This is a genomic window from Roseomonas populi (assembly GCF_024594815.1).
GTDB classification, from domain to species: Bacteria; Pseudomonadota; Alphaproteobacteria; order Acetobacterales; family Acetobacteraceae; genus Roseomonas; species Roseomonas populi.
Genome location: NZ_JANJOU010000003.1, coordinates 362,436 through 386,866, shown reverse-complemented (window position 1 = coordinate 386,866; position 24,431 = coordinate 362,436). Strand labels below are relative to the sequence as shown.

Here is a 24,431-nt window from a genome sequence, read left to right as displayed (position 1 = left end):
AAGGCGCCGCATCATGGGACCTTGCCCAGCACACGAAAGCCCCGGGCGGGTGATCTTCATGAAAGCGTCAAGAAGCGGGGGAGGGCGCAGGCTCTCCCCCTGCTCCCCTCAGGTCGGGTTCACGACAAGGCCGCTGGCCGCGATCGTCACCGTCCCCGCGCCGGTCACGGCGACGGCCGTGTTGAGCGGGGAGACGAGAAGCGGGTTCCCGCCCGTGGCCGCGTCATAGAGTCCCACATAGCCCAGCGTGCCGGTGCTGGCGGAGAAGACAAAGCGCAGCGCCTCCGCGTTGCTCTGGGCGCCGGTGCCGGTGAAGGTCACGCGCTGGCGGGCGTAGCCGTTGCCTACCGGCTCCCCGGTCAGCCCCGCCGCGGCCGTGCCCGCGGTGCCCAGGGCGGCGTAGACGGCAGAAGGAAGGCCCGGGGCGCGGGCGCAGACGGCCCGGGCCAGCAGGTTGCGGGCGTAGTCGGTCAGGTCGGACATGGGGGTTCTCCGCTAGGGGAAAGGGTGGGTGCCCGCCGGGCGGGGCCGGCCGGCGAGCAGGATGGGGCGGCGGCGCCGCGCCGTCCCCGCGCGATGGGCCTGGTAGAGGGCCGCGGCCCGGCCGGGCGCACGGCCCCGGCCGTCACGCGATCACGCCGACGATGGCGGCCGAGAGCTCGGCGCCGGTCACCTCCAACCCATCCGGCAGGGGCCGCGCCTCGCTCTCTCGCCGGAGCACGTAGGCGATGCCGTCCAGCACGCGCGGGCCGGCCTGCACGGCCGCCGGCGGCAGGGCCGCCAGGGCGGCATTCATCCTCCGCGCCGGCCCGTGCCAGCGCAGGTCCAGGTAGTCGGTCATTCTGCGATCCTCAGCCGGAGGTGAGCGCCTGCAGGCTTGAATCCGCCAGGCGCGTGGAATGGAGGTTGAGTGGGCCGATCTCGCCGAACAGCAGCGAGGCGAGATCACCCCGGCCCTGCCCGAAGAGGATGCGGGTAAGGGCCGGCGGCGCGCCCGGCAGCGACTGCACCGCGCCGCCCGCCACGCAGGCCACGATGCCGCCCGCATCCCAGGCAAGCGCGGCCTTGAAGGACGTGCCGGCCGATACGGTGCCGGCCGTGCCCCCCACCGTCTCCACCCCTGAGGCGGCGCGCACAGGGACGATTGCCAGGCCGCCCGCGGCGTTGCGGAGGCCGATGCGGTTGCCCGCCGTCCCGTCGTCCAGCGTCAGCAGGCCCTGGTCGGCGCCGGCCGGGGCGGCCTGCGGCAGCAGGAAGGTGCCGACGAGCGTGCCCTGCGCCGCCGCGGCGCCGGACAGGGCGAAGCCCGCCACGTCCGCCGCGCGCGTGCTGGCCGCGATGGTGCCGGCCGGGGAGAGGACGGGCGACGACGCGAAGGCCCCCAACTCCGGCTGGTGGCACGCCAGGAAGACGGTGTCGTTCACTGTGACCCCGGCCGGGTAGCTGATGCTGAACCCGCTCTGGAACCGGTTCGTGCCGGCGGCCAGGGCGGGACTGGAGTGGATGGCCCGCGCCAGTGCCCCAACCGCCAGCGCAACCGGCACGCTGCGCAGGATGCCTCCCTGTGTGTCAGCGAAGGATGCGTCCTTCGGGCGGATGTATGTGCTCAAGCTCGCCTGCCCGGCCGCGCCCGAACTCGATGCCATCGCGCCATGGATGCTCGTCGTCCACAGGTCTCCCGGATTGGCGTTGATGGGTGCGTTCAGCTGGAATCCCATCACTGCCGCCGCGGTCGTGGTGCCGGCGATCTGCACCAGGACACCCGGCAGGCCGAACATCGTCGTGTTGCCGAGGCAGGTCCGGGACAGGCCGGCCGTCGGCGTGGCGGGGTCGAAGGCCGTCCACCCCGTGCCGTAATTGCCGGAGCCGTTCTGCGCGCCCTCGAAGCGGGAGTTCGGATTGGAGTTCGTCCGTGCTCCCTCAAGCAGCAGGCGGCGCGATGCGCCCTGGAAGCGCGGCGCGTCGGCGGCCGCCGATTGCCAGGATGCCCCGTCCGTTCCCAGGAGGAGGCCGGACGAGGCGCGCGCGAAGGTGACCCCGGACGCAAGGCTGCCCGCCGAGACGAGCGCGTTGGGGGAAGCGATCCCGGCCGGCCCGCCCTGGTCGTAGCTGTGCAGGACCCCGGTGGATCCGATCATCAGGCGGCCCCCCCTCCGGTCAGCTGGCAGAGCCGCGTCGTCCCGCCATCCGGCGTGTAGACCAGCAGGCTCGCCACGGCCCCGGCCCGGACCTTCGTGTAGCCGTCCGGGTTCACAATGCCCGCGGAGAAGCCGGTAAGTGCGATCGCGAGGTTCGCGCCCGTCCGGTTCACCACCATGCAGGCGAAGCCGTTGCCCGTGGCGGACCAGTCCAGGGAGAGGGTGGTGCCGGGATTGGCGATCACCATGCGCGCATTGTGCGCGCCGAAGCCCAGCGCGGTGGCGGCGGCCGTGACGACGCTCGGCATGGCACGGGAGACGTAGCTGGCATCCACGTAGCCTTTCGTCGCGGCCTGCAGGGGCAGCGACGGGTCGGCGGCCAGGGTCAGCGGCCCGGCCAGCGTCACCGCGCCGGAGGAGGCGATCCGCATCCGCTCCGCGATCGCGCCGCCGGCGCGCGTCTCGAACACCAGCGCGCCGGCCTCCGCCCCCGCCGTCACGCCCTCGGCCACCGTCGCCACGCGCCCATAGGTCACCTCCGCCGCGGCACTGTTGAGGCCCGTGCCCTCCAGCGCGAAGATGCGGTCGTTCGCGGCCGGGCTGGCCGAGAGGCGGCGCAGCCGCAGCGTCAGCGGCTGCGTCATGCCGGAATTGCCGAAGATGTAGTTCGGGTTCGGGTTCAGCGCCGGATCGCCCGCGACATAGATATCCGTCCCCGCCACGCTGATGGCCCCGGCCGCCGTGTCCGCGTTGCCGTGCAGGCGCAGCATGGCGCCGGAGGAGGCGTTGCGCCGGTGCACCGCCACCACGCCGTCGGCGCGGGCCGAGAGACGGGTCTCGATGAGGCCGGAGGAGGAGATGGCCGCCAGCTCCGCCTGCCCGCCGATGGTCCGCGCCACGCCCACCGCGTTGCTCATGCGGCTGCCGGAGATCTGCGCCTTCTGGATCGCCGCAACGCTCTGGCCCGTCACGGCGGCGACCCGCATGTCGCAGCCCAGGATCTGCAGGTTGTCCGCGTTGTCGTAGAGGTAGATCCCGCCGTAGATGTCGCAGCCCATCAGGACCAGGCCGCCGTCGATGACCTCGACCGCGTTGCCGTTCCCCGTGGGCAGCATCACGCCGGCGACGACGTTGTTGTCCGCCGACTGCGAGTTGACCACCAGCGGCCGGCCCTTGCTGGACCATCCGAATATCCGCCGGGTCTAAGTGCCTGTTATCTCTGCGGGGCGTTCGGCCCTAATCCGCGCTCGTACCCGGTATTATACCCGGTCGCGCCGACGCTGGCAGGAAGTTGGAGCGTCGGCGCTGTGCCGGTGCGGATCATGCCTTCCGTGGGCGGCCGCGTCCACGTCGCTGAGCTTGCGGCATACCCGGTGGCGTCGACAGATCGGGCGCGTCCGGCTTGGGCCGGATCGACGCGCGCTTCCCCTCCGTCCGCTGCTCGTGCACCCACGCGCTGATCTCAGACTGTACCCAGCGCGCGGCACGTGAGCCGAGCAACACGGCGCGGGGGAAGCGCCCCTCGGACTGCCACTTGTAGATGGTGGAGCACGACAAGCCGGTCATCTCGATCACCTGCTCCAGCTTCAGCAGCCGATCGAGCGTCACCATCGGCGGCGCCGGCGCGAAGCGGCTCGGGTCACCCATCATGCTCATGGGGCGTCACCCTCCTTCTCCACCAGCGCCGCGCGCGTCTCCTGCCCCGCGTCGGTGGCGGTCCACCCGTCCAGCCCGTCCACGGCCAGGCGCATGGCCTGCAGCCGCTTCAGGTCCTCCCGCAGCGGCCGCCACCCGCTCGGATCCGCCTCGGTCCTCTTCCGCGGCGTGCCGTCCTGCCGGAGCCACAGCAGCGTCTGCCGGTCTTTCGCGGTCAGCGCCGCCACCAGGGCGCCTGGGGCGCTGGCGTCCCCAGCCTCGCCCATGTCCTCGAAGGAGACGACGCGACGGACGCGCAGGGCCGCCAGCAGACGGGCGCTGAAGGGGCGCTTCCCGCCGCGCACCTCCGACACGTAGGAAGCGGGCAGGCCGGCGGCGCGGGCCCAGGCATCCTGGCTGCCCCCGGCGGCCGCGATGGCGGCGTCCAGGCGGGCGTAGAGCTCAGCCTCATGCAGTGCTACGGCCATCACCCGCTCCCCTCTCGGCGCTGGCCTGCTCGGGCGCGGAGGGCGGCGGCGGTTAGGGCGAGTTCCAACGTCTGCGCTTCGGCAGCATAGGTCGGCGCCCACTCGAGGCCGTGATCCCAAGTCGGATGCACGAGGACATACCAAGCGGCGCCGACGCCTTCCGCCCTCATCCAGTGATCGGGCAGCAGCAGCGATCGCGCGGCGTCCAGGCTGGAGGTGTAGTTGCTCGACATGAGGAAGCCATGCTCGGTCTTAATATTGCCGGGGCTGTAGCCGTACTGGCCATCGAAGTCGGTCGGCTCTGCGGGCCGCAGATGAGGGTGCCGGACGGCACAGTCGATCTCCGCCTCCAAGCGCGCGTCCGCTCCCGTCAGCGCCTCAACCCGCTCAGCGAGGCGCAGCAGTTCATCGCTCTCGGCGGCGCTCATGCGTGGCGGCCTAGCGCGGCGCGGGGTTCGACTACACTCGCGATGCTGCCGGGCATCTTGGGAGGCGACATGATCTCGTCGCGCCCGAAGCGGCGCCACCCGCGTCGCATGCCCACGGCCACGCGGTACAGCCCGAACGCGAGGGGTCTGTACTCGCGCGCGTGCTCCAGCATCTCCTCGCGGGCGCACTCAAAGACGTAGCCGCCGCAGTTCTCAGCTAGCCATAGCTGGGCTACGCGGCACTGGGAGCAGGTGCGGAAGGTGTCCCACCGTCCGTCGAAAAGTATTTTCTCGACGTGGTAGTGTTCCCCGGCGGCAATCCTCCGGAAGCATTCGCAGCAGCGATGCGCCTTGCGGGCCTTGCGGGCATGACTAATGCTGGCGTCGGCGCGCTCGCCAATGTCGATCATGCACATGGCGCGGCTCCCTCTTCGCCGGCGCCGGCAGCGCTGGTCTCGATCTCGGTGACGGGCGAGTGCCCGGCGATGGCGCGGGCATCCTTCGCGAGCTTCAGGTCCGCCCAGGTATCGGCCAGCGCGGCGAACTCCGGCGCGCGGCGCAGGCGGATCAGCCCCTTCAGCATCGGCAGCCCACGGAACGCCTGCACCGCGCTGAATAGCCGATGCGCGGCCCGCTCCACCCGTGCGTCCAGGTCCCGGTGGGCCTGATCGAGCAGCGGCCCGCCATAGGCCCAGCCGTTGGCGGAGACCTGGCTGGGCGAGAGGCCGCCCTGCTGCCCCTCCACCCACCAGTAGCCGCCCGCGGCCGCGATCATGTCGGGGCACCAGCGCGCGGCCATCGGCCTGCCGAACTGGGAGGTGATCTTGTGGGCGAAGGCGCCGCGGTGCTCGGCCGGGACCAGGCCGTCCCAGCGGACAACCTGGGGCACGTCCGGGTGGCGGACCGGCGCTGGCGGCCGCGGCACCGGCGGGCGGGCATTCCCCCTCATGGCGTCACCTCCGGCGTCGGGGCGTACCGCTGCCAGGCTTCGGCCCGGGCAGCGCCGGCGCGCTTCCAGTGTCGGGTGTCCGGCAGCTGCGCCAGGGCATCCATCGATTCCTGGGCGCGGCGCATGGTCCGCCGCACGTCCTCGAAGGAGGTGCAGGCCTCGTACTCGGCCACGATCTCGTCGGCGCGGATCTCGGCCTTGCTGCGGGTGCTGGGCAGGGTGTCGCTCATCAGCGGTTGTCCTCCTGCTGGATGCGGGCGCCGATCCACCGCATGACGGGGACGGCCATGGAGTTGCCGAGCGCCTGATACCGAGGCCCGTCGGCGGCGAAGCGGGTCCAGCTGCCGTCGGCATTCCGCTCGTAGTGGTCGGGGTAGTCGCGGAAGTGCTTGCCGCGCGGCTCGGATGGGAGGCGCTGGACGGGGATCCGGGTGTAGTCGTCGGGGAAGCCCTGAAGGCGCTCGCACTCGCGTGGGGTGAGGCGGCGGATCGCAGCGCCAGTGTTAAGGACGGTGGTGGTGCTGGCCTCACTGGTGCCCGGCGGGCGGGCCCGCAATGCGGTGTGCACTTCCGTCGTGCTCGCGCCCCGTGCCGCCGGTACGCCGTGGATATCGAAGGCGACGGCGGGCGGGTGCATGCCCGCGGCCAGTGGATGGCACGGATCTCCGCCTTTGGGATTGCTGCGGTTCAAGGGGCTGGTGATCTGCGTCGTGTCGAATGGGATCAGTGTGTCGGTGTAGTCACTTTCCACCCCACGACTACCAGCCCAAGCCCTCAAGGTGGTGGCAACGAAGGTTTCGCTCTCGCCGTCGCTGCGGTAGCCGCGCTTCGCCGTGAGACAGCGGGCCGTGTCAGCTGCCACGAGGTTGTCGCAGCCATCACCGCGCCACGTCGCGCCATGAGACGGCACGCGCAGGGTCGCCGCGATATCCGGTCCGATCAGCCCTCCGTTGATGTCGTGGTCGGTGCCGAGGCCGCCACCTGCTGAAGTGCGAGCGCTAAGGGTCGGGGAAGTTCTTTCCCCCGCTTCACGGCGCGGCGCAGGATCCCCGCGCAGGCTCGCGGGCTCAAGTAGAACCGAGGCGGCACGTCGCCAGTCTCCAAGATATCCGACAACGAACACGCGCGCCCGTCGCTGGGCCAAGCCGAAGTGCTGAGCGTCAAGAACCCGGTATGCGAACCCATACCCGAGCTCTGAAAGTCCGGCGAGGAAGCAGTGGAAGGCGTGGAGCTCTTCTGCGCCGTACTCGTCTTCAGTCTCCAGCTCTGCACCGTCGCGTCCCAGATCCAGCGGTGGCGGCGGCGCACACGGATCGGGCGCGGCGTGGCTGACGCTGGACAGGACGCCGGGGACGTTCTCCCACGCCACCCAGCGGGGGCGCAGTCGATCAGCCAGTCGCAGATATTCGAGGGCCAGGTTTCCGCGCTCGTCGGCCAAGCCTCCCCGCAGCCCGGCGACGGAGAACGACTGACAAGGGGTTCCTCCAACAAGAAGGTCGATTGGAGCATGCTCACCGGCCTGGATCTCCGTGAAGTCGCCCCGCAGCGGCACGCGCGGGTAGTGGTGCGCCAGGACGGCGCGGGGGAAGGTCGCGATTTCCGACAGGAAGGAGGCGCGGTAGCCGAGCGGCTCCCAGGCGACGGAGGCGGCCTCGATGCCGGAACAGACGGATCCGAACCTCACAGCGCACCTCGCAGCAGCGCGCGGGCGCCTTCCTGCAGCTGGATGAAGGTCGCCCCGAAGATCAGCGGGGCGGCGATGATGAGGGCCAGGGCGCCCATCCAGGCCAGGGCTTCGGCCAGCCTCATGGGGCGCCTCCAACGTCATCGGCGGCCTTGGCCAGCTGCGCGCTGCCCTGCGCCGTCAGCACGTAGGTGTTGAAGGCCTCGCCGGCGTTGAGCCAACCGAGCGCCACGCAGCGGTCGATCGGCGTCTGCCAGTCGAAGCCCGGCTCCTTGGCGGCGTCCTCCTGCGGCCGGTCCGCGTAGATCCCGGCGCGGCGCACACAGCCGCACGACCGCGCCTTCTCCAGCACCCGCCGCAGCGCGGGCGTGCACTCCTCCGGCCATGGGCGGGAGGCGGTCACCATGTCCTCGGACCCGGTGAGCAGGTCCAGCGGCAGCTGATCCATGGCGTTCAGACCCTCATCGGCATGAGGACGCCCAGGCCGGCCGGGAACTCGGCGCGCATCGGCGCGGAGCCGTCCTGGATGTGGAAGGTCAGCCCGCCCGGCACGGCCTGGGCCAGGTCGCGCAGGTAGCGGAGCTGGAAGCCGACCTCGGTCTCCACGCCGTCGCCGTCCCAGGACGCCACATCGTGGGGGATCTGCAGCTCGGCCTCGCCCTCGTCCGGGCTCCGCATCGTGACCCAGACCGTGGCGTCCTTCCGGCGGCGCTCGAACCGCACGGGGCGGGAGCGCTCGGTAGCGATGCAGCCGGCCGCCTCGAGCAGGCGGATGAAGCCGCGCGGGTCCGGCACCTTCAGGCGGTGGCGGGCCTGGTCGATGTGCGGAACCACCCGCTGCCAGTCCGGGAAGGTGCCATCGATGGCCTTCGACGTGACGGTCCAGGCCGGGGTGCTGAACCGGATCGCCTGATCGGAGACCTCGACCCGCACATGCCCGGTGGCGCGCTGGGTCAGAAGGCCGCGGATCATCGCCACCGTGTGGCGCGGCACGATGATGCTGGGCATCTCCTCGGCCCCGGACGGCAACGGCTCCTCCGCCAGCGCGAGGCGGTGTCCGTCCGTCGCAACGGTGCAGAGCCTCACCTCGGGCGCGGTGGCGATGTGGAGGTAGAGCCCGTTGAGGTAGAAGCGCGTCTCCTCGGTGCTGATGGCGTGCGCGGGCAGCGTGAAGAGCCGGCGCAGCGACGGCACTGGTATCGAGAAGGTGGACCTCACCTTCCAGTCCTGCGCCGCGGGGAAGTCTTCAGGCGGGTAGGCAAGCGCCCGGACAGTCAGCCTCGGTGCCCGCAGCACCAGCCGCCCCAACTCCTTGTCCGCCCCGCGCTGCTCCAGTTGCACCTCGGCCTCGGCGGGCAGCCGCGAGAGGAGGTCCACCAGCACGGAGGCCGAGACGGTCGTGGGCGGCAGGCTGCCCTGGGCCGGCGCCGCGGTGGCGGCGTGCCGCTCCATGTCGGTGCCCTGGATCCGGACCGAGCCGCCGTCCGCCTCCACCCGGAGGTGGGTCAGCACGGGGATCGTGCCCTTCCTCATGGTGGCGGCGCGCGCCACCTTCGCCGCGGCGAGAAGGTGACCGGCCAGCACCACGGCACCGGACTGCGCCGCGGTGGAGACGCGCGTCTCCTCAGCGGCCATGCCCTCGGCATGGATCGTCCCATCAGGCATGTGTCGGATACTCCGGTTGGCAGGAGAGGGCGACCGCCTTCCCGCGGTCGGTGAGGTAGAAGAAGGCCTGCTCGGGCGTGCCGTCGGCGTAGCGTTCGCCGAACGCGCTGCTGGAGAACGGCCCCTTGAACAGCCCCTCCACCCATGCGAGGCGCAGCAGGTCCAGGTCGCCGGGGTGGGTGCAGAAGTGGTCCCGGTAGCCCGCCTTTCGGCCCGTGCCGCCGTAGGCGTGCAGCACCGTGTCGAGCTGGTCCGGGGTGAGCGTATCCGCCACCGGATGCCGCGACGGCAGGCGCACGTCGCACTCAGGCGCGCGGCGCACGCGGATGTGCCGGAAGAAACTGCGAGCGTCCCAGCCGCATTCCAGCGCGCCCGAGAGTTGCTGCGCCCGCGCCTTCGAGCGGGTGGGGGCGTAGATGATCTGCCCCTGCGACCAAGGCTTGTCGTCTACCGTGGTCAGCCTCCAGGCCTTCCGGAGCCGGCCGCCGCTCACCGGCCCGCCTCCCGCAGCACCAGGCCATGCGCGGCGAGGCGGTTGATGAAGAGCGCCGAGGCGTGCTGCTGATCGGCGAAGGGCAGGAGGCCGCCGCGGATCTTCGCGAAGTCGGCCAGCGCGGCGCCGAGCTGCAGGCGGCCCTGGTCGGAGAGCGGGGCGGTGGTGCCGAGCGTCTCGGCGATGCTGGCGAGCATGGCGGCGGGGTCGCGGCCCGGGCGCTGAGCTGCCATGGCAATGGTCTCCAGGGTCTCGGAGGCGGAGGTGGCCGGCAGCGTGTCGCCGCGCGCGGCGGCGTAGATGCCGCCCGCGATGAGCCAGAAGCTGACGGAGAGGCCGGCGATGATCAGGGCCCCGCGGGGCCACGGCGTGCGCTGCATCAAGCTGCCCTCTGGGCGGCGGGCTGGGCGGCGCGGTGGAGCTCCAGCCGCCAGGTGCTGCCCCGGTCCTCGAAGTAGGAGCGGCCACCGGCGGAGGCGCGGGCCACCTCCTCATCCGAGAGCGTGGACCGCCAGTCGCGGGCGCTGCCGAAGGCGATGGAGCCCTGCTCGCGGCCGTCAATGGCGGTGGCGCGGAGGGTGGGGCCGTGGGCGATGGCCATGGATCAGGCCCTCCCGATCGCGGCAAGAGCGATCGCCACCCATGCGCAGCCGGTCGGTGTGGGCTCGGCGACGATCTTCCTTTGATCCTTCGGATGCGGACGGCGCTCCGCGAGGCCCATGCGCTCGAGCTGGTCGAAGGCGCGCGTCACCGTGGCGTGCCCGACGCCAACGGCCGCCCCGACATCCCGGCCGGTCAGCGAGCCAGGCGCGGCCACGACATGGCAGAGGATCGCGGCCTGCCGGATGGAGAGCTGCTCCGCACCGGGCGCGACCAACGAGGTGAAGAAGGCCGCGGCGCGGGAGGCTCTGGGCACAGCGAGGGGGCGCGGTGCTGGGCGGGCCAGAGGCTGGCGGCCGAAGTCTGTGGCGGGGACGGCGGCCATCGCTCAGGCTCCCGCCTGCAGGTGTGCCATGAGGCGGTCCCGGACGGTCTGCAGTTCGTTCCGGCGCTCATTGGCGAGGGCGAGGGCGTCCTGCGCCTCGGCCACCTCCGCGACGGCTTCCTCTCGGCGCTGGGCCGCGATGTGAACCTTCACTTCCGCATCCTCGCGGAGGGTGCAGAGGTGGTTCACAGCCTCGACGGCGAGCCAGCGCGGCAGAGTGATCTGCGGCTCCTGCCCGACGCTGGCGAAGGAGGCGGCCGCGCAGCAGTCCGGCGCAGCGGAGGGCGCTAGGCTCACCCGCTGAATCGGCAGCACACCGCCACCGACTGAGATGAAGGGGTGAATGCCGGCGATCAGCCCGCGAATCACGCTCGTGGCGATTGAGCCGGCGTGGGCGTCGGCGTAGGTGCCGGCATCGATGGTGACCGGACCGGCTATCTCGGCGCCACTGTCATCAACTTGGACGACGCGGAGGAGGGCGGAACGCCAAGCAGAGGAAGGGGTGATGTGCATCAACAGGCTCCGTCTTTGCCTGCTCAGTTATGCTGAGCAGCGGCGCTGACGCAAGCAGAAAGTTAAGAGACACTGAGCAGAATTTCGCGCCGACGTTACCGAGCGGCGACGTGAGGCGTGACCACGATCCTAGAAAACTTGTGGTGTTCCCTTTTCGTTCTAAGCACAATGCCCGAGGTGGCGGCGATTCTCGGAGGTGGCGTTGAAGGTGGGGGAGTTGGAGCCGACCAGTAAGCTAGTTGCGTTCCCGCGCAGGCTCCGGCTGGTCCACATCACTGTTAACGGCGGGGAGGGCGCCTTTCAGCATGCGGCGAAAGAGCGTGCGCTCCGGGCCAGTAAGCCGCCGCCAGTCCGCCAGCAAGGCGAGCTCTTCGGGGTCTTGGACAACGTGGCCATGGTAGGGCGCCCCAGGCGCGAAGAAGGACTGCGCCGAAACGCCGAACACGTTGCAAAGGTCGATAAGGTTGGCCGGGCTGGGCTTGGTTGTGCCGAGTTCCCACTGAGCGACCGCGCTGGGAGACACGCCGAGGGTCTTGGCTAGGACCCGCTGGGTCCAGCCCTTCTTTATCCTTTCAGTCCTAACAAAGTCGCTCAGTTCCATAGTGGGAACCTGCCAGGACATTTGCTCAGTCACACTGAACAAAGGCCTTGAAGCTGCTTGCTCAGTGGCGCTAAGCATAGCGCATGTCCGGCATGACCCTTCTCCGATCGAAGCGCGGCCTGATGGCCCGGGTGGCGGCGAGGCTCGGCCTCAGTCGAGCCGCCGTCGCCATGTGGAGGGAGGTGCCCAGCAAGTATCTCCAGGCCGTGGCCAGAGAGACGGGTATCCCGGCCTCGGATCTGCGGCCCGACCTCGCGGCTGCGTTCAGCTCCCCGGTGGAGATTGAGGGATCGGCGCCCTCGGTTGAGTTAGACGAGGCTGCGCTGGATCGCGAACTCGCCGCGAATGCATCTGAGCAAAAAGGCCGGGTGCCGTGCTGCATCGCGCAGGCGGGCTTCGCCGTCATGAGTGCGGCGGGCTGGGGCACGATCTGGGCGGCCAAGGCAGCGATCGCTTCGGTCCTGGGCTGATGCCCGCCAAGCCCATGCCCTCGATGGAGGGCGGCCTCTACGGCCTGGCTGGCGTCGGCGTGGTCGCCGGGGACGGCTGCCGCGCTCTCTGGGCAGCTGTGCTGGCCGTGGCGATCCAGGACGCGATCCGAGGTCAGGTTCGTTCCGCCTCGGGCAGGCTTCCTGGCGACGCACCTCCCGCTGCGGGCCAGGACGAGGCGATCCGCTTCCTCACGGACCGTGCCGGTCGCTGGGCAGAGGCTCGCGAGCTGGTGGCCGATGCCGCCGGCGTCGATCCGAACGCTCTGCGGGAGCACGCCGCGGCCGCGCTGCGCGGCGAGCGCAACACCTCGTTCTTCCTCACCAAGCGTCGCGGTCCCGACCTGGCGCCGCGAGCACGTCCAACCCCCGGCAAGGAGGCCGCCTGAATGACCGCAGCCGAGTACGGCCGACCGGACCGCTGGCCCGACGCCATGGACCGGCTGCTCACGCAGATCGGCCTGCCGCCGGGCACGGCGATGATCCCGCCCGCCTCCTGCCGCGCCGCCGGCGCCCTGGTTGTCTCGAATGCATCGCATGCGGACAGCCTCCCCCACGTCAGCACCGCTGTCACACGGAACCCTTCCGCATGAGCGACCGCCCGCTCTCTGACCTTGAGAAGAAGCTGAAGCACCTCAGCCGCGGCCTGATCGCGGATGCCGGCGGTGTGGAGGCCTCGGCGGCCTGCCACGGGATCCGCGTCGGCAAGACGCAGTTCGGCGCCTACCAGAGCCTGAACAACGACCAGTTCATGCCGCTGGACGTGCTGATCTGCCTCACCGAGGCGACCGGCAACCCGCAGCTGCTGGAGGAGGTGGCACGGCGCTGCGGCTATCGCATCGAGCGCCTCTCCACGATGGGCAGCGGCGAGGCGATGCAGCACGTCGCGGCGGTGGCGAAGGAGGCAGCCGAGGTCGTCCAGGCCGCCGCCCTGGGCTTGGCGGATGGGCACCTCTGCGCGGAGGACACTGCGCGCCTCGAGGCCGAAATGCTGGACGTGCAGCGAGTGGCCGGTGAGGGCGCTGCGGCGATTCGTGCGGCGCGCCTAGCCGGCGAGGGATCGCCCCGGTGACCTGCCCAACCCTTCACTCTTTGCCGAAGGCTGCCGGCCGCGCGGTGGCGCGGGCCCTGACGCCGAAGGAACGCCAGGTGCAGCGCTCCGTGCTGGAGTGGCTCGCCCTGACCCTGCCGCCCGGCTCCAAGGTTCACCACGTGGCGAACGAATCCGCGGTGGACCCGAACTGGTCCAGCGAGCGGAAGGCCCGCTACTTCGCGGCCCGCAAGGCCGATGGCGTGCTGGATGGCTTCCCGGATCTCGCGATCCTGCTGCCCGGCGGGCGGACGGTCTGGGTGGAGATGAAGCGGCCGCGCTTTGGCACGCCTTCGTCCGAGCAGCTGAACCTCCACCGCGAGATGCGCGAGATCGGCCACGCGGTCGAGATCGCATCCACCATCGAGGGCGTGGAGGCTTTCCTGCGCGGGGAGGGCGTTCCGCTCCGAAAGGTCCACCTCTGATGGCCCGTATCCGCAGCATGCACCCCGGCCAGTGGACGGACGAGGACTTCGTCTCGTGCTCACCGCTGGCGCGCCTCCTCTCCATTGCCCTCCGCAACGTGGCGGACGACCAGGGCGTGTTCGAGTGGAAGCCGCTCGGGCTGAAGATGCAGATCTTTCCCGCCGACGCGGTGGACATGCCCGCCCTGCTCGCCGAGCTGTCGGAGAGCGGTCAGGTCCGGCAGTTCGACGTGTCGGGGAGGAAGTACGGAGCGATCCGCAACTTCCGGAAGTGGCAGCGCCCCGAGAAGCCGAAGGCTGTCCACCCGCTCCCCGACGATTTGCGGGCGTTCGTTGGCCTGTCGGTGACCGATCAGCCGGCCGCCGACGACGGGCCTTCGACCGCTCCGCCACCTGTCGCCTTCGCGTCGGAGCCGGATCGGCGACCAGTCGCCGACACGTCGCCGACCGATCGGGGAAATCCTCCGCAGAGGAAGGAGGAAGGAGGTAGGAGGGAAGAGGAGACCTCGCTTCGCTCGGTCGGCGCGGCGCGCGGCACGCGCCTCCCGACGAACTGGCAGCCCAGCGAGGACGATCGAGCGTTCGCCCGCAGCCTGGGCCTCGACCCTGACGCGGTGGCGGCGGAGTTCCGCGACTACTGGTGCGCGCTGCCTGGCACGAAGGCCACGAAGCTCGACTGGTCCGCCACCTTCCACAACCGATGCCGCGAGGTCGCTGGGCGCCGCCGCGGCGTGTCCGGGACGGGGGCCGGCCCGCCCGGGCCAAGCAAGCCCAGCAACCTCGCCTGGATGCTCGACCCTGGTGCTTTCGAGAAGGTGGTCAACGGATGAACGCTCTCACTCCCGTCCAGGCCGACGCCCGTCTGGTGTCGAGTGCCGAGCTGCGCGAACCGCCGATGAGCCGCAGCCTCGCGCTGGATGTTGCCAGGCTGACCGATCCGGACCGCGAGGCCCGCGCCCTGCGGCACTTCGACCCCCGCAGCGTCAGCACGGCGCAGCGGGAGGAGGCCGAGTGGGCGGCCGAGCAGTTCCGCGCCCTTCTCGCGCCAGTGACCCGTGAGCGGCTCGCGATGTGGCTTGGGGGCGTGAATCGCGGATGCCGCAATCCGCAGGATCAGGACACCTTCGCCATGCGGTTCGGCGCTATCGCGCAGGACTGCGGGCACCTGCCGGCCGGGTGCTTCACCGATGAGAGCCGTCGTGCCCTCTACGCCGAGACCCGCTTCTTCCCCGCCGCCGGCGACGTGCTGGCCGTGCTGGAGCCGATCGAGCGCAGCATCCGGGACCGCATCGCCGCGCTGGAGCGCATCGCCGCGCCCCCGCTGCCCGCCGAGCCGGCGCCGAGCGGCCGCGCGCCGCGCCCTCAGGGCGAGGTGGCTGCGGTGGCGGCCACGTTGACGGCCTGGCGGGCGAACATGGCGGCGCAGCGCCAGGACCTCGAGGCGGGATCGGAGGGGCGGCCCGTCTCGCCCCGTTTCGTCGCGCCGGCGCTGCTGGCGGTGGAGTACCGGAAGATCGTGGCGCAGGGCGGACCCATGGCGCCGATGGCGGCGATGCGGCTGCGGGTGCTGGAGCAGAAGCACGGTGTCACCGCAGCAGGGGGGATGGGGTGAGCTACGACAGGGAAGCGCCCAAGCCGCTAGTGAGCGGCGGGGAGTTGGGTCTGACCATGGCGGCGGGGACCGTCACCGCCGGCGGCGCCTATGTCATGAGCGACGAGAAGCGGGACGAGCTCTACCTGACTGCGCTCGCGGCGGACGTGACTGGGCGATTCACGCGCCCGATGGGGCGGGTGGAGGATCAGCCTCTCCGCAGAGAGGATGGCTATGGCGACGGCTGGTGCCGCCGCCAGCGCGCGGCTGCGGCCAGGCTTGGCGCGCTGTGGAAGGCCGCGGTGCCGGGCATCGACGTGCCGGGCGGTTACCCTGGCGGCGGCAAGGGCGGCGGCACGCTCAGCCAGGAGGAAGAGGAGGCTGCCCACGTCGCCTTCAAAGCCTACTCGGAGGCGATGGCGCAGGTGGAGCGCCAGTGCAGCATGCAGCACGCCAATGCGGTGCGAATGGTGATCATCTATGCCGAGCCGTCACCGCAGAGCCGGGCGTGGATGGTGCGCGAGGCGCTGCTCTTCCTCGCCGATTGGTGGCGGGTGAAGTAGATCAGCTCTGCCATTCCAGGCCATATTCAACGACGATGTCGCCGTATCGCGTTCGGCGATATCGGATTTTGGATGACGATAAGCTGCCGCCGATGCCGCCGAGATCCGTGCCGTCCGACCTCAAAAAGCCGGCGGCAGCTAGTGAAGCAGCGATTTCCCGATCAAAGTCGGATGGGAATCCCCAGACAAAGTTGGCCAGGAAGTTCAAATCGTCTAGAAACACGCGGTTGATCATCGTTGAAACGCGTATTGCCTGCTCATAGGAAATACTCCCGCTGATATGTGCGGCCATTATCCGGCCGACAATGCGAGGCTTCCTGACCTCATCGCTCTTGTCGATCAGCTCAAGTATAGTTTCTCCAAACTCCTCGAGCTTCCCGCTTTTCTCCAAATCATTCGTGAACTTCTCTCTTTCTGCAGCGGACGTCGAATCCAGGCCCTTTAAGAATCGAGCGATCTTGCGCTGATACAGGACCTGCCGCACATCGCGCTGGGCCTTGTAAAGGCCCGTCAACACGTTCAGAACGGGGACGCCATCTAGAGCACCTGAATCCACCGCGGCGTTGAGACCGATATCACCACTGGTAGCCAAGACATCCTTGAGGCTGTCGCTCCCAATCGATCTGGAGAGGGAGGTGCCGGGGGATTTGTTCATGTTCACTCATCGCAATCACTGCACCCCCAATCTTCTCTTCGGTTCGGGGCGAAGGCCATAGCCACTTAGGTGGGCCTTGACGAAGGCTTCGAACTGATTAGATTGCTTGCATCGCCATAAGTGCGACCGAAGCCCCGCCAGCCTCGCTGCGCGGGGCTTTCCATTTCTGGCCTCCTTCACTTCAAGGCGAAGGCTCGATGGCAAAGCCGAAGCGCGCCGCCCTGGCATTCATGCCTGACCGGTTGGGTACACGGCCTGCCGAGCCTCATGCCCAGCGCCGAAGCGCCGTCCATCGGCATACGTCCTGAACGACCGCAGGACCGTGCCGGTGGGGTATAGCACCCCCACCCCGTTGGGTCCTTCCCCGGTCCGGGGGAATTACGGTGGGGCAGAGCGTGTTGCATCGCTAGGCGAAGCAATTCGGTAGGGGGTTCCGGTTCCGGTTGGCGCCGGAACCAATGAATGCGGGGCTTCCGGTGCGTCCGGAGGCCCTTTTCTCGTTCAGCGACGCCGGGAGGGGTTCCGGATCGTGCGACGGCAGCGCGAGGGGGTTCCGGTTCATGGCGACGGACACCGAGATCGCGGCGCACCTCGACATCAGCGACCGCACGGTGCGCGAGCTGCGGACGAAGGGCGTGTTCCCCGCCGCCGCGCGCGGCAAGGCTGACCTCGACGCTCACCGGCTGGCCTACATCCGCCACCTGCGCGAGCAGGCAGCGGGGCGCCGGTCGGATGCCGCCGATGCCGAGGACCTGGACCTCGTCCAGCAGCGCGCCCGGCTCGCGAAGGAGCAGGCAGACCGCATCGCGGCGAGGAACGCCCAGGACCGCGGCGAACTCGTGCCGGTCTCGGCCGTGACGCTGGCGGTGGTCGGGCTGATCGAGCTGAGCAAGTCGCGGCTGGCAAAGGTGCCGGCCATCGTGGCCAAGGCCGATGCCGGGCTGCGCGAGCGGGTGGCCACCGCGATCGAGGATGCCATGGAGGACCTGAGCGCCACGCGGGTGGAGGCGCTGATCGGCGAGGACGCGGATGGGGGTGAAGAGCCCGACGAACCCACCGACGTCTGAGCCCTTCCCGGTCGAGGGGGCGGTCGTTGCCGCCCAGGTCGCCCGGTGGTTCGAGACGTGGAAGCCGCGCAAGCGGCTGAGCCTGTCGGAGTGGTCCGCCCAGCACGCGCGGTTGGAAAGCGGCAAGCGCTACCGGGCCTTCCCATTCCAGAACGGGATCGCCGACGCCTTCACCGATCCGGCGGTGCGCCAGATCACGGTCATGAAGAGCAGCCGCATCGGCTACTCGCAGATCGTCCAGAACTACGTCGCCTACTGCATCCACCAGGCGCCCACCCGGCTGCTGATCTACCAGCCGACGATCGATGACGCCGAGACCTACTCCAAGGACGACCTGGAGCCGGTGCTGCAATGGCCGGCGGTGCGCGAGCGGGTGGTGTTCAAGCCGCGGCACCCGGACAACAAGCTCCGGGCCAAGCGCTTTCCGGGCGGGTGGGTGCAGATCAAGGGGGCGAACAGCCCCAAGGAATTCCGGCGGGTCACCGCCGACAAGGTGCTGCTGGAGGAGCCTGACGGCTACCCGCCCACGGCGGGGCGCGAGGGCGACCAGGCAGCGCTGGCGTTCAAGCGCTGCCTGACGTCGGATGATCCGCTGAAGGCTGCCGGCTCCACGCCGACGGTCGCCGGCGCCAGTCGTGTCGAGAAGCTGTTCCAGGAGGGGACGCAGGAGCACCGCTACGTGCCCTGTCCCCACTGCGGGCACATGCAGGTGCTGGTGTTCGGTGACGGCACGGGGCCGGGCATCCGCTGGGAGCCGCGCGAGAACCCGACCCGCGCCTACTATCGCTGCGCGGGTGAGGCGGCCTGTGAGATCGAGGAGGACTGGAAGGCCTGGATGGACGAGCGGGGTGAGTGGCGCGCCCACGCCCCGCAGAACGGCCCCCGGCACCGGTCCTTCCACATCTGGTCCGGCTACAGCCAGTTCGAGGGTGCCGCCTGGCTGGAGCTGGCGCGGGAGTTCCTCGCGGCCCGCAAGGACCCGTTGCTGCTGATGCCCTTCGTGAACCAGGTGCTCGGTGAGACCTGGAAGGTGAAGGGCGACGCGCCGCAATGGCGCCGCCTCTACGATCGCCGATCGCAGCGTCAGCCCGGCCTCGTGCCGCGCGACGCGCTGCTGCTGACGGGCGGCATCGACGTGCAGGGCAACCGCATCGAGGTGTTCATCTGGGGTTGGGCGCCGGACAAGCGCTCCTTCCTGGTGGACCACCGCGTGGTGCCCGGGAACCCGTTCCTTCCAGCCACCTGGGAGGACGTGAGCAAGATCATCACCGGCGCCTGGCGCCGCGCGGGCGGCGCTGAGATGCGCCTGTCTCGTGTTGGCGCGGACATCGGCTTCGCCACCACCCACGTCCTGGCCTGGGCGCGCAAGCACCCAGGGCTGGTGATCCCGGTCAAGGGCGCGAGCAATCACCACGCGCCGGTCTTCGCCTGGTCGGACAGCCGTGACCCCGGCCCGCGGGGCGGCAAGCGCAAGCGCGGCCAGCGCATCGGTATGGTGGGCGGCACGATCCTGACCCAGGAGCTCTACGGGCTCCTGAACCTGGACGCGCCGACCGAAGAGGACGCGGAGCAGGGGGTGGTACCGCCGCCCGGCTACGTGGACTTGAATGGGCTCGCCACGGAGGAGTTCTGCAAGCAGCTCGTCGGCCTGGAGTGGCTGGAGAAGAGCGGCGAGTGGAAAAAGGTCCACCCGGACGAGGCGCTCGACGGCTGGAAGTACGCTCGGGCGATGATGACCGCGATCGGCGCCGACCGCTGGACGGACAGCAAGTGGCGGGAACTGCGCGAGGCGTGGGACGGCGAGGAACCACCCCCACCACCCCGGCGCGGCACCACGGCGCCACCCGGCGCGCAGGAAGCAGAGACGCCACCGCCACCGGCCGCCCGAGAGGGGCGCCGACAGGGTGGAGGTTGGTTCAACGGGCCGCGGCGCGGCTACTTCGGCGGAGGGAGATGAGCCTATGGCGACGACCGCCGCGCAGCTGCAGGCCGCGATCGACAGCATCGTCCAGCAGGTCGCCGACGGGGTGCAGTCCATCCGCTACTCCGACGGTGCGGGAGTGACCTACGTGGACGCTGCCCATGCGCCTGCGCGCCTGAAGCTGCTGCGCGGCGAGCTCGCCGCGGTGTCGGGGCTGCCGACCCGGACGCGGATCATCTACCAGCCCACCGCGATGCGGCGCTTCTGATGCCGACAAGCTGGCTGGACCGCGCCGCCCTGCGCCTCTCGCCCTCCTGGGGGCTGAACCGGATCCGCGCCCGGGCCAGAGCCGAGGCGATCATGGGCTTCGAGGCGGCACGCATGCCGCTGCGCGACCGCTTCCGGGACCGCGACGGCGGGCCGAACGACGAGGTCGGCAACGCGCTGGCCGTGCTGCGGCGCCGGTCCCGCGCGCTGGTGCGGGACAACCCCTACGCCAAGAAGATCCTGCTGACCCTGGCCGGGCACCAGGTCGGCTATGGCATCCGCCCGCGCGCCACGACCGACGACAAGCCGACGAACAAGCGCTTCAACGCCGCCTTCACGGAGTGGGCCAAGAAGGGCGTCATCGGCGGGCAGCTGGACTACTTCGGCGGGCAGCACCAGGCGGCCTGGGCCCGCGGCGAGAGCGGCGAGGCGCTGGTCCGCGCAGTGCGCCTGTCCTCGCGCGAGATGCGCGACCGCGGCATGAAGGTGCCGCTGCAGATCGAGATCGTGGAGGCCGACCTCCTGGCCGATGGGCTGAGCGCCTCCGGCAACCCGCTCGGCCCGCGCGTGGTGCACGGCGTCTCCTTCGACCGGCGCGGCAACCGCGACGGCTACTGGTTCCGGGGCAGCCACCCCGGCGAGGGCACGATGCTGCGCTACGGCGACGACGCGCGGTTTTGGCCGGCGGCCGACGTGGTGCACCTTCAGCGCGCCTATGCCGACCGCCCGGGCACCGTGCGGGGCATCCCCGACCTGACGCCCTCCATCACCCGGCTCTACCGCCTGGACGACTACGAGGTGGCGGCGATCGAGCAGGCCCGCGCGGCCGCGCTCACTGGCATCATCTGGGAGACCGCCGACGGCGAAGCCGACATGCAGACCGGCAAGCCAGGCGGCGGGGCAGGGGAGGGCCAGGACACGGGTGGGGCGGACGTGCCGGTCGAGATGTACCCGGGCATGATCGGTTCGGCCCCGGCCGGATCGAAGGCCCACTACCTCCAGCCCGCCGGCGCCGGCCCCTTCGAGCCCTTCGTGGGGCACGGGCTGCGGGCCATCGCCGCCGGCGCGGGCTGTACCTACGACCAGGCGACCGGCGACCTGCGGGCCGCCAACTACAGCAGCATGCGCGGCGGCCGGGCGGAGTTCCGCCGGGTGGTCGAGGACGACCAGTACCTCATGATCATCCCCCAGATGTGCGACCCGGTCGTGGACTGGTTCACGCAGATGGCGATGGCGGCCGGCGTCCTCGAAGAGGGCGACTACCCGGTCACGCACATGCCGCCGCGGATCGAGCTGATCGACCCGTCCCAGGACGTGCCGGCGCTTCGCTCCATGCGCCGCCTCGGCCTCCAGACCTGGGGCCAGCAGGTCATGGAGCAGGGCTTCGACCCGGACGAGCAGATGGAGGAGATCCGGCGCGAGAACGCCGACTTCGATGAGCGCGGGATCATCCTGGACGGCGACCCGAGGCGAATGAGCCTGTCGGGCGGCGCCAATGACCCCAAGCAGAACGCCGCAATCGAGATCGCGGCTACCGGCGCAGCATCCCCGCGCCCGCAGGCACCAACCTCGGCGGATCCAGCGGCGCAGGGGGCGCCGCCTGTCGTCCCTTTTCGCCCGCGCCGGGCTTCGTAGCCCAGTTCAACCCGAACCAGCCACGGGACAAGAACGGCCGTTTCGCCGGTGGCAGAGGCATGGTCGGCGGCATGTCGCGCAGGAAGGCGCGGAGGACCATCCGCCGCGCTATGGGCGGCGCTGGCTTCCAGCGATTTCTGGATGGGCGAGGCGATGAGTTCCCTGTGGCCGTGCTGCCGGCTCAGGCGCAGAAAGACATCGGGGCAGACACCCATACCGTTCTGCTCTCGCGCGCGTCCGCCACGAAGCAGCGGGCGCACCACCCGGAGATGACGGCGGGAGAGTACCGCGGGCTGCAAGGCATGCTGGACCGCGGTACGCGCGAGCAGCAGACGGCGAACCGCACGCGGGTCTTCGGAGAGATAGGGGGGAAGCCCTACCGGGCCGTGCTCAAGGTCACCTCGAAGGAGGTGTACCTGCTCTCGATGCACAGGCTGCCGGGGAAGTAGGTGGCCGGAGGGGCTCACTTCCGGATCGCTCCGGCACCCTCACGCGCGCATCCCTGACGGGAGGCTACGGCAGCGAGTTTCACCGTGTTTCGGCCACCGCCCAGAATATAGGCCGGCGCCGCACCGAGTTTCAACGCAGGAGATCGTGAGGGTCCGGCATCCGGCCCCGCCCTGCTCATCAGGAGAGCACCCATGAAGCCCATGGATCCTGCCGCGCTGGCCGCGGCGGAGACGGTTGAGCACGAGATCACGCTGGAGGCGGACACTGGCAGCCTGACGGCGCTGGCGCCCACCGCCGGCCCGGCCGAGATCGAGCTCTTCGGGGTGGTCGGCATCGACTTCACCGCCCGCGACGTGCGCCGCGCGCTCACCGCGGTCGCCGGTCGTGACCTGGTGGTCCGGGTGAACAGCATCGGCGGCCTCGTCACCGAGGGCTTCGCGATCTTCAACGCCATCGCGCGGCACGAGGGGCGCAAGGTCATCGCGATCGAGGGGCAGGCCTGCTCCAGCGCCGCCTTCATCGCCATGGCCGGCGACGAGATCGTCATGCCGCAGGCCTCGCTGATGATGATCCACAACGCCTCCGGCGGCGCGCACGGCAATACCGAGACGATGGAAAGCGTGCTGGCCGTGCTGCGCAAGATCGACGGCATCCAGGCCGACGTCTTCGCCGCCCGCACCGGCCAGGACCGTGCCCGCGTGGCCGAGCTGCTGGCCGCCGAAACCTACTTCACCGCAGAGGAGGCCGTCTCCCTCGGCTTCGCGGATCGCATCGAGAACCGGGAGGCGGTCCAGGCCGCTGCCCTCGTGAACCTGGAGGACATCATGGCCCGAGCTGGTGGACAGTCTGTCGCCTTCCGCACCGCGCCCACGGCGCACATCACGGCCCAGGGCCCGGCCACGCCGCCCGCCCCGCCCGCGCCCGCCACGCCGCCGACCGGCGCTGCGCCGCCCACGCCGCCGGCTCCGGCCGCGCCTCCGGCCTCGCAGCCGACGGCCGTGGCCACCATCCAGGACCTGCGCGCCATGGTGACGCAGGCCCGCGGCGCGGTTTCCGCCGACTGGGCCCTGGATCTGGCCGCCGAGGGCGTGACCGTCGCCGAGGCGCGCAGCCGCCTGATCGACGCCATGGCCGCCCGCCAGCCACAGCGCCCGGAGGGCGGCATCCAGATCACGCAGGACGAGCGCGACACCTTCCGCGGCGCCCTGGAGGACGCCCTGATGTACCGCATGGGCGGCGGGCAGCCGACCGAGCGGGCCCGCCCCCTGCTGGGCCGCTCCGCCATGGAGCTGGCGCGTGCCAGCATCGAGGCGGCTGGCGGCAAGCCGGCGAAGTTCGGCCATGACACGCTGCGCCTGGCCGGCGCCGCCATGAACCTGTCCTCGGACTTCCGCGCCGAGGCGGGCATGCACACTACCTCCGACTTCCCGGTGGTGCTCGGCAACGCGGCGCGCCGCACCCTGCTCGGCGCCTACGCCCAGGTACCGCAGAACTGGCGCCAGATCAGCCAGCCCGAGAACTTCGAGGACTTCCGCAAGAAGCAGTTCCTGAAGCTCTCCGGCACGCCGCAGCTGGAGCGCATCGGCGAGCACGGCGAGTTCAAGTACGGCACCCTCTCCGAGGGTGCCGAGGGCTTCGGGATCGACACCTGGGGCAAGATCTTCGCCTTCACGCGCCAGCTGCTGATCAATGATGACCTGGGCGCCCTGGCCCGTGCCATGCGCGAGCGCGGCAGCTCCGCCGGGCGCACCATCTCCGCCCGGGTGTGGGCGCTGGTGAACAACGGGCACATCGGCACCGGCGCCAACAAGGTGATCATGTCGGACGGCAAGGCCGTGTTCCACGCCGACCACAAGAACCTGGCGGCCTCCGGCACCGACATCACCGACGCGGCGATGGAGGCGGCCTACCTCGCCTTCGCGCAGCAGGTGGACGAGAACGGCGAGCCGATCGACATCACCCCGCGCACGCTGGTGGTCGGCCCGACCCGCGCGGCGACGGCGCGGAAGTTCCTCGGCACCGGCCCGAACGCCTCCGGCGTGCCCAACATCTACCAGGGCGACCTGCAGCTGATCGTGGAGCCGCGCATCACCACGAACGCGTGGTTCCTCTTCGCCGACCCGCCGCTGCGGGACGGGCTGGCGGTCGGCTTCCTGAACGGCCGCGAAGAGCCGCGGCTGGAGGAGAAGGCCGGGTGGAACGTCGAGGGCGTGGAGTTCAAGGTCGCGCTCGACTTCGATGCCGGCTGGCTGGACTACCGCGTCGCCTACCGCAACCCCGGCAACTGATCCCCCAACCCTTGAAGCAGCGCCAGAGGGCGTCCCGGCTCATGCCTGGGCGCCCTCTGCGCGTGTGGAGACACGCACATGAAGACCTTCATCGAGCATGGCGAGGTCTGGGAGATCCCGGCCCCGACCGGTGGCGCCAAGTCCGGCGACCTCATCGTCCAGGGCATTGCTTTCGGCATCGCCGCGCATGACGCGGCCGAAGGCGACCCCCTCCGCGTGCGCCCGGGTGGCGTGCACGAGAAGGCTGCGGCCACTGGCCAGGCCTGGACGCACGGCCTGGCGATCTACTGGGACGCCACGGCCAAGAACTTCACCAGCACCGTCGGCAGCAACCTGAAGGTCGGCTACGCCTTCACCGCGAAGGCCTCGGCCGCGGCGGTGGGTCGCGTGAAGCTGAACACCAGCTTCTGAG

36 protein-coding genes are annotated in these 24,431 nt (G+C 70.5%); 15 read left to right on the top strand and 21 right to left on the bottom strand.

Annotation, left to right across the window (positions count from 1 at the left end; genetic code table 11):
- Nucleotides 1-108: 108 nt before the first annotated feature.
- The 20 genes from NRP21_RS07195 to NRP21_RS07100 all read right to left on the bottom strand — a co-directional run bounded on the left by NRP21_RS07195 (nt 109) and on the right by NRP21_RS07100 (nt 11,579).
- Nucleotides 109-483, bottom strand: a complete 375-nt coding sequence (locus NRP21_RS07195; RefSeq protein ID WP_257715493.1) for a phage tail fiber protein — start codon at nt 481-483, stop codon at nt 109-111.
- A 142-nt stretch (nt 484-625) separates the two neighbouring features.
- Nucleotides 626-841 (bottom strand): hypothetical protein, encoded by a 216-nt coding sequence (locus tag NRP21_RS07190; RefSeq protein WP_257715492.1) that lies wholly within the window; start codon nt 839-841, stop codon nt 626-628.
- 10 nt (nt 842-851) lie between these two features.
- Nucleotides 852-2,138, bottom strand: coding sequence for a hypothetical protein (locus NRP21_RS07185; RefSeq protein WP_257715491.1), 1,287 nt, complete (start codon nt 2,136-2,138; stop codon nt 852-854).
- Nucleotides 2,138-3,298 (bottom strand): hypothetical protein, encoded by a 1,161-nt coding sequence (locus NRP21_RS07180; protein WP_257715490.1) that lies wholly within the window; start codon nt 3,296-3,298, stop codon nt 2,138-2,140. Before NRP21_RS07180 ends, NRP21_RS07185 begins: the two co-directional genes overlap by 1 nt.
- A 160-nt stretch (nt 3,299-3,458) precedes the next feature.
- Nucleotides 3,459-3,794, bottom strand: coding sequence for a helix-turn-helix transcriptional regulator (locus tag NRP21_RS07175; protein WP_257715489.1), 336 nt, complete (start codon nt 3,792-3,794; stop codon nt 3,459-3,461).
- Nucleotides 3,791-4,261 carry a hypothetical protein gene (locus NRP21_RS07170; protein WP_257715488.1) on the bottom strand — a complete coding sequence of 157 codons (471 nt, stop codon included), beginning with the start codon at nt 4,259-4,261 and terminating at the stop codon, nt 3,791-3,793. Before NRP21_RS07170 ends, NRP21_RS07175 begins: the two co-directional genes overlap by 4 nt.
- Complete coding sequence (locus NRP21_RS07165; RefSeq protein ID WP_257715487.1) at nt 4,261-4,689, bottom strand: hypothetical protein; 429 nt, start codon at nt 4,687-4,689, stop codon at nt 4,261-4,263. The genes NRP21_RS07170 and NRP21_RS07165 overlap by 1 nt, the downstream gene beginning before the upstream one ends.
- Nucleotides 4,686-5,099 (bottom strand): hypothetical protein, encoded by a 414-nt coding sequence (locus NRP21_RS07160; protein ID WP_257715486.1) that lies wholly within the window; start codon nt 5,097-5,099, stop codon nt 4,686-4,688. Before NRP21_RS07160 ends, NRP21_RS07165 begins: the two co-directional genes overlap by 4 nt.
- Nucleotides 5,096-5,638, bottom strand: a complete 543-nt coding sequence (locus NRP21_RS07155; protein ID WP_257715485.1) for a hypothetical protein — start codon at nt 5,636-5,638, stop codon at nt 5,096-5,098. The genes NRP21_RS07160 and NRP21_RS07155 overlap by 4 nt, the downstream gene beginning before the upstream one ends.
- Nucleotides 5,635-5,868, bottom strand: a complete 234-nt coding sequence (locus NRP21_RS07150) for a hypothetical protein (RefSeq protein WP_257715484.1) — start codon at nt 5,866-5,868, stop codon at nt 5,635-5,637. Before NRP21_RS07150 ends, NRP21_RS07155 begins: the two co-directional genes overlap by 4 nt.
- Entirely contained in the window at nt 5,868-7,322 is a 1,455-nt protein-coding gene (locus tag NRP21_RS07145) for a DNA cytosine methyltransferase (protein WP_257715483.1), read from the bottom strand. Before NRP21_RS07145 ends, NRP21_RS07150 begins: the two co-directional genes overlap by 1 nt.
- Nucleotides 7,319-7,447: a hypothetical protein gene (locus NRP21_RS07140; RefSeq protein ID WP_257715482.1), complete on the bottom strand. Its 129-nt coding sequence runs from the start codon at nt 7,445-7,447 to the stop codon at nt 7,319-7,321. Before NRP21_RS07140 ends, NRP21_RS07145 begins: the two co-directional genes overlap by 4 nt.
- Nucleotides 7,444-7,770: a hypothetical protein gene (locus tag NRP21_RS07135; RefSeq protein ID WP_257715481.1), complete on the bottom strand. Its 327-nt coding sequence runs from the start codon at nt 7,768-7,770 to the stop codon at nt 7,444-7,446. Before NRP21_RS07135 ends, NRP21_RS07140 begins: the two co-directional genes overlap by 4 nt.
- A 5-nt stretch (nt 7,771-7,775) precedes the next feature.
- Nucleotides 7,776-8,987, bottom strand: coding sequence for a DNA polymerase III subunit beta (dnaN, locus tag NRP21_RS07130; protein ID WP_257715480.1), 1,212 nt, complete (start codon nt 8,985-8,987; stop codon nt 7,776-7,778).
- On the bottom strand, nt 8,980-9,480 hold the full coding sequence (locus NRP21_RS07125; protein ID WP_257715479.1) for a hypothetical protein: 501 nt from the start codon (nt 9,478-9,480) through the stop codon (nt 8,980-8,982). Before NRP21_RS07125 ends, dnaN begins: the two co-directional genes overlap by 8 nt.
- A complete protein-coding gene (locus NRP21_RS07120) occupies nt 9,477-9,860 on the bottom strand; it encodes a hypothetical protein (protein WP_257715478.1) in 384 nt (127 codons plus the stop codon). The genes NRP21_RS07125 and NRP21_RS07120 overlap by 4 nt, the downstream gene beginning before the upstream one ends.
- Nucleotides 9,860-10,081 carry a hypothetical protein gene (locus NRP21_RS07115; RefSeq protein ID WP_257715477.1) on the bottom strand — a complete coding sequence of 74 codons (222 nt, stop codon included), beginning with the start codon at nt 10,079-10,081 and terminating at the stop codon, nt 9,860-9,862. The genes NRP21_RS07120 and NRP21_RS07115 overlap by 1 nt, the downstream gene beginning before the upstream one ends.
- Before the next feature lie 3 nt (nt 10,082-10,084).
- Nucleotides 10,085-10,465, bottom strand: coding sequence for a MarR family winged helix-turn-helix transcriptional regulator (locus NRP21_RS07110; RefSeq protein ID WP_257715476.1), 381 nt, complete (start codon nt 10,463-10,465; stop codon nt 10,085-10,087).
- 3 nt (nt 10,466-10,468) lie between these two features.
- A complete protein-coding gene (locus NRP21_RS07105) occupies nt 10,469-10,978 on the bottom strand; it encodes a hypothetical protein (RefSeq protein ID WP_257715475.1) in 510 nt (169 codons plus the stop codon).
- 235 nt (nt 10,979-11,213) lie between these two features.
- Nucleotides 11,214-11,579: a helix-turn-helix domain-containing protein gene (locus NRP21_RS07100; protein WP_257715474.1), complete on the bottom strand. Its 366-nt coding sequence runs from the start codon at nt 11,577-11,579 to the stop codon at nt 11,214-11,216.
- An 83-nt stretch (nt 11,580-11,662) separates the two neighbouring features.
- On the opposite strand from NRP21_RS07100, the gene NRP21_RS07095 reads away from it, so the two are divergent.
- From NRP21_RS07095 to NRP21_RS07060, 8 genes are all read left to right on the top strand, one after another.
- Nucleotides 11,663-12,049 (top strand): hypothetical protein, encoded by a 387-nt coding sequence (locus NRP21_RS07095; RefSeq protein WP_257715473.1) that lies wholly within the window; start codon nt 11,663-11,665, stop codon nt 12,047-12,049.
- On the top strand, nt 12,049-12,456 hold the full coding sequence (locus NRP21_RS07090; RefSeq protein WP_257715472.1) for a hypothetical protein: 408 nt from the start codon (nt 12,049-12,051) through the stop codon (nt 12,454-12,456). The genes NRP21_RS07095 and NRP21_RS07090 overlap by 1 nt, the downstream gene beginning before the upstream one ends.
- Entirely contained in the window at nt 12,457-12,660 is a 204-nt protein-coding gene (locus NRP21_RS07085; protein ID WP_257715471.1) for a hypothetical protein, read from the top strand.
- Nucleotides 12,657-13,139, top strand: a complete 483-nt coding sequence (locus NRP21_RS07080; protein WP_257715470.1) for a phage regulatory CII family protein — start codon at nt 12,657-12,659, stop codon at nt 13,137-13,139. Before NRP21_RS07085 ends, NRP21_RS07080 begins: the two co-directional genes overlap by 4 nt.
- Before the next feature lie 77 nt (nt 13,140-13,216).
- Nucleotides 13,217-13,582 (top strand): PDDEXK family nuclease, encoded by a 366-nt coding sequence (locus tag NRP21_RS07075; protein ID WP_257715469.1) that lies wholly within the window; start codon nt 13,217-13,219, stop codon nt 13,580-13,582.
- Entirely contained in the window at nt 13,582-14,412 is an 831-nt protein-coding gene (locus NRP21_RS07070; RefSeq protein WP_257715468.1) for a hypothetical protein, read from the top strand. Before NRP21_RS07075 ends, NRP21_RS07070 begins: the two co-directional genes overlap by 1 nt.
- Nucleotides 14,409-15,194 (top strand): hypothetical protein, encoded by a 786-nt coding sequence (locus tag NRP21_RS07065; protein ID WP_257715467.1) that lies wholly within the window; start codon nt 14,409-14,411, stop codon nt 15,192-15,194. Before NRP21_RS07070 ends, NRP21_RS07065 begins: the two co-directional genes overlap by 4 nt.
- Nucleotides 15,191-15,736, top strand: a complete 546-nt coding sequence (locus tag NRP21_RS07060) for a hypothetical protein (RefSeq protein WP_257715466.1) — start codon at nt 15,191-15,193, stop codon at nt 15,734-15,736. The genes NRP21_RS07065 and NRP21_RS07060 overlap by 4 nt, the downstream gene beginning before the upstream one ends.
- Before the next feature lies 1 nt (nt 15,737).
- Here the strand turns inward: NRP21_RS07060 and NRP21_RS07055 are convergent, their stop codons facing one another.
- Complete coding sequence (locus NRP21_RS07055) at nt 15,738-16,391, bottom strand: hypothetical protein (protein ID WP_257715465.1); 654 nt, start codon at nt 16,389-16,391, stop codon at nt 15,738-15,740.
- Between the two features lie 560 nt (nt 16,392-16,951).
- On the opposite strand from NRP21_RS07055, the gene NRP21_RS07050 reads away from it, so the two are divergent.
- The 7 genes from NRP21_RS07050 (at nt 16,952) to NRP21_RS07020 (ending at nt 24,430) form a co-directional block, all read left to right on the top strand.
- The gene (locus NRP21_RS07050) at nt 16,952-17,458 is read left to right on the top strand and encodes a hypothetical protein (protein WP_257715464.1); all 507 of its coding nucleotides are present in this window, start codon (nt 16,952-16,954) and stop codon (nt 17,456-17,458) included.
- Complete coding sequence (locus tag NRP21_RS07045; RefSeq protein ID WP_257715463.1) at nt 17,427-19,415, top strand: phage terminase large subunit family protein; 1,989 nt, start codon at nt 17,427-17,429, stop codon at nt 19,413-19,415. Before NRP21_RS07050 ends, NRP21_RS07045 begins: the two co-directional genes overlap by 32 nt.
- A 4-nt stretch (nt 19,416-19,419) precedes the next feature.
- Entirely contained in the window at nt 19,420-19,647 is a 228-nt protein-coding gene (locus NRP21_RS07040; protein ID WP_257715462.1) for a hypothetical protein, read from the top strand.
- Entirely contained in the window at nt 19,647-21,281 is a 1,635-nt protein-coding gene (locus tag NRP21_RS07035; protein WP_257715461.1) for a phage portal protein, read from the top strand. The genes NRP21_RS07040 and NRP21_RS07035 overlap by 1 nt, the downstream gene beginning before the upstream one ends.
- Before the next feature lie 164 nt (nt 21,282-21,445).
- The gene (locus tag NRP21_RS07030) at nt 21,446-21,730 is read left to right on the top strand and encodes a hypothetical protein (RefSeq protein WP_257715460.1); all 285 of its coding nucleotides are present in this window, start codon (nt 21,446-21,448) and stop codon (nt 21,728-21,730) included.
- Nucleotides 21,731-21,922: 192 nt separating this feature from the next.
- On the top strand, nt 21,923-24,019 hold the full coding sequence (locus NRP21_RS07025) for a head maturation protease, ClpP-related (protein ID WP_257715459.1): 2,097 nt from the start codon (nt 21,923-21,925) through the stop codon (nt 24,017-24,019).
- Between the two features lie 78 nt (nt 24,020-24,097).
- Nucleotides 24,098-24,430: a DUF2190 family protein gene (locus NRP21_RS07020; protein ID WP_257715458.1), complete on the top strand. Its 333-nt coding sequence runs from the start codon at nt 24,098-24,100 to the stop codon at nt 24,428-24,430.
- Nucleotide 24,431: the final 1 nt, after the last annotated feature.

Excerpts from the sequence above, each read along its gene's own strand:
- NRP21_RS07195 (WP_257715493.1), bottom strand. The coding sequence starts at position 483 with ATGTCCGACCTGACCGACTACGCCCGCAACCTGCTGGCCCGGGCCGTC.
- NRP21_RS07190 (WP_257715492.1), bottom strand. The coding sequence starts at position 841 with ATGACCGACTACCTGGACCTGCGCTGGCACGGGCCGGCGCGGAGGATG.
- NRP21_RS07185 (WP_257715491.1), bottom strand. The coding sequence starts at position 2,138 with ATGATCGGATCCACCGGGGTCCTGCACAGCTACGACCAGGGCGGGCCG.
- NRP21_RS07175 (WP_257715489.1), bottom strand. The coding sequence starts at position 3,794 with ATGAGCATGATGGGTGACCCGAGCCGCTTCGCGCCGGCGCCGCCGATG.
- NRP21_RS07170 (WP_257715488.1), bottom strand. The coding sequence starts at position 4,261 with ATGGCCGTAGCACTGCATGAGGCTGAGCTCTACGCCCGCCTGGACGCC.
- NRP21_RS07165 (WP_257715487.1), bottom strand. The coding sequence starts at position 4,689 with ATGAGCGCCGCCGAGAGCGATGAACTGCTGCGCCTCGCTGAGCGGGTT.
- NRP21_RS07160 (WP_257715486.1), bottom strand. The coding sequence starts at position 5,099 with ATGATCGACATTGGCGAGCGCGCCGACGCCAGCATTAGTCATGCCCGC.
- NRP21_RS07155 (WP_257715485.1), bottom strand. The coding sequence starts at position 5,638 with ATGAGGGGGAATGCCCGCCCGCCGGTGCCGCGGCCGCCAGCGCCGGTC.
- NRP21_RS07150 (WP_257715484.1), bottom strand. The coding sequence starts at position 5,868 with ATGAGCGACACCCTGCCCAGCACCCGCAGCAAGGCCGAGATCCGCGCC.
- NRP21_RS07140 (WP_257715482.1), bottom strand. The coding sequence starts at position 7,447 with ATGAGGCTGGCCGAAGCCCTGGCCTGGATGGGCGCCCTGGCCCTCATC.
- NRP21_RS07135 (WP_257715481.1), bottom strand. The coding sequence starts at position 7,770 with ATGGATCAGCTGCCGCTGGACCTGCTCACCGGGTCCGAGGACATGGTG.
- dnaN (WP_257715480.1), bottom strand. The coding sequence starts at position 8,987 with ATGCCTGATGGGACGATCCATGCCGAGGGCATGGCCGCTGAGGAGACG.
- NRP21_RS07120 (WP_257715478.1), bottom strand. The coding sequence starts at position 9,860 with ATGCAGCGCACGCCGTGGCCCCGCGGGGCCCTGATCATCGCCGGCCTC.
- NRP21_RS07115 (WP_257715477.1), bottom strand. The coding sequence starts at position 10,081 with ATGGCCATCGCCCACGGCCCCACCCTCCGCGCCACCGCCATTGACGGC.
- NRP21_RS07110 (WP_257715476.1), bottom strand. The coding sequence starts at position 10,465 with ATGGCCGCCGTCCCCGCCACAGACTTCGGCCGCCAGCCTCTGGCCCGC.
- NRP21_RS07105 (WP_257715475.1), bottom strand. The coding sequence starts at position 10,978 with ATGCACATCACCCCTTCCTCTGCTTGGCGTTCCGCCCTCCTCCGCGTC.
- NRP21_RS07100 (WP_257715474.1), bottom strand. The coding sequence starts at position 11,579 with ATGGAACTGAGCGACTTTGTTAGGACTGAAAGGATAAAGAAGGGCTGG.
- NRP21_RS07095 (WP_257715473.1), top strand. The coding sequence starts at position 11,663 with ATGTCCGGCATGACCCTTCTCCGATCGAAGCGCGGCCTGATGGCCCGG.
- NRP21_RS07090 (WP_257715472.1), top strand. The coding sequence starts at position 12,049 with ATGCCCGCCAAGCCCATGCCCTCGATGGAGGGCGGCCTCTACGGCCTG.
- NRP21_RS07085 (WP_257715471.1), top strand. The coding sequence starts at position 12,457 with ATGACCGCAGCCGAGTACGGCCGACCGGACCGCTGGCCCGACGCCATG.
- NRP21_RS07080 (WP_257715470.1), top strand. The coding sequence starts at position 12,657 with ATGAGCGACCGCCCGCTCTCTGACCTTGAGAAGAAGCTGAAGCACCTC.
- NRP21_RS07070 (WP_257715468.1), top strand. The coding sequence starts at position 13,582 with ATGGCCCGTATCCGCAGCATGCACCCCGGCCAGTGGACGGACGAGGAC.
- NRP21_RS07065 (WP_257715467.1), top strand. The coding sequence starts at position 14,409 with ATGAACGCTCTCACTCCCGTCCAGGCCGACGCCCGTCTGGTGTCGAGT.
- NRP21_RS07055 (WP_257715465.1), bottom strand. The coding sequence starts at position 16,391 with ATGAACAAATCCCCCGGCACCTCCCTCTCCAGATCGATTGGGAGCGAC.
- NRP21_RS07050 (WP_257715464.1), top strand. The coding sequence starts at position 16,952 with ATGGCGACGGACACCGAGATCGCGGCGCACCTCGACATCAGCGACCGC.
- NRP21_RS07040 (WP_257715462.1), top strand. The coding sequence starts at position 19,420 with ATGGCGACGACCGCCGCGCAGCTGCAGGCCGCGATCGACAGCATCGTC.
- NRP21_RS07035 (WP_257715461.1), top strand. The coding sequence starts at position 19,647 with ATGCCGACAAGCTGGCTGGACCGCGCCGCCCTGCGCCTCTCGCCCTCC.
- NRP21_RS07025 (WP_257715459.1), top strand. The coding sequence starts at position 21,923 with ATGAAGCCCATGGATCCTGCCGCGCTGGCCGCGGCGGAGACGGTTGAG.
- NRP21_RS07020 (WP_257715458.1), top strand. The coding sequence starts at position 24,098 with ATGAAGACCTTCATCGAGCATGGCGAGGTCTGGGAGATCCCGGCCCCG.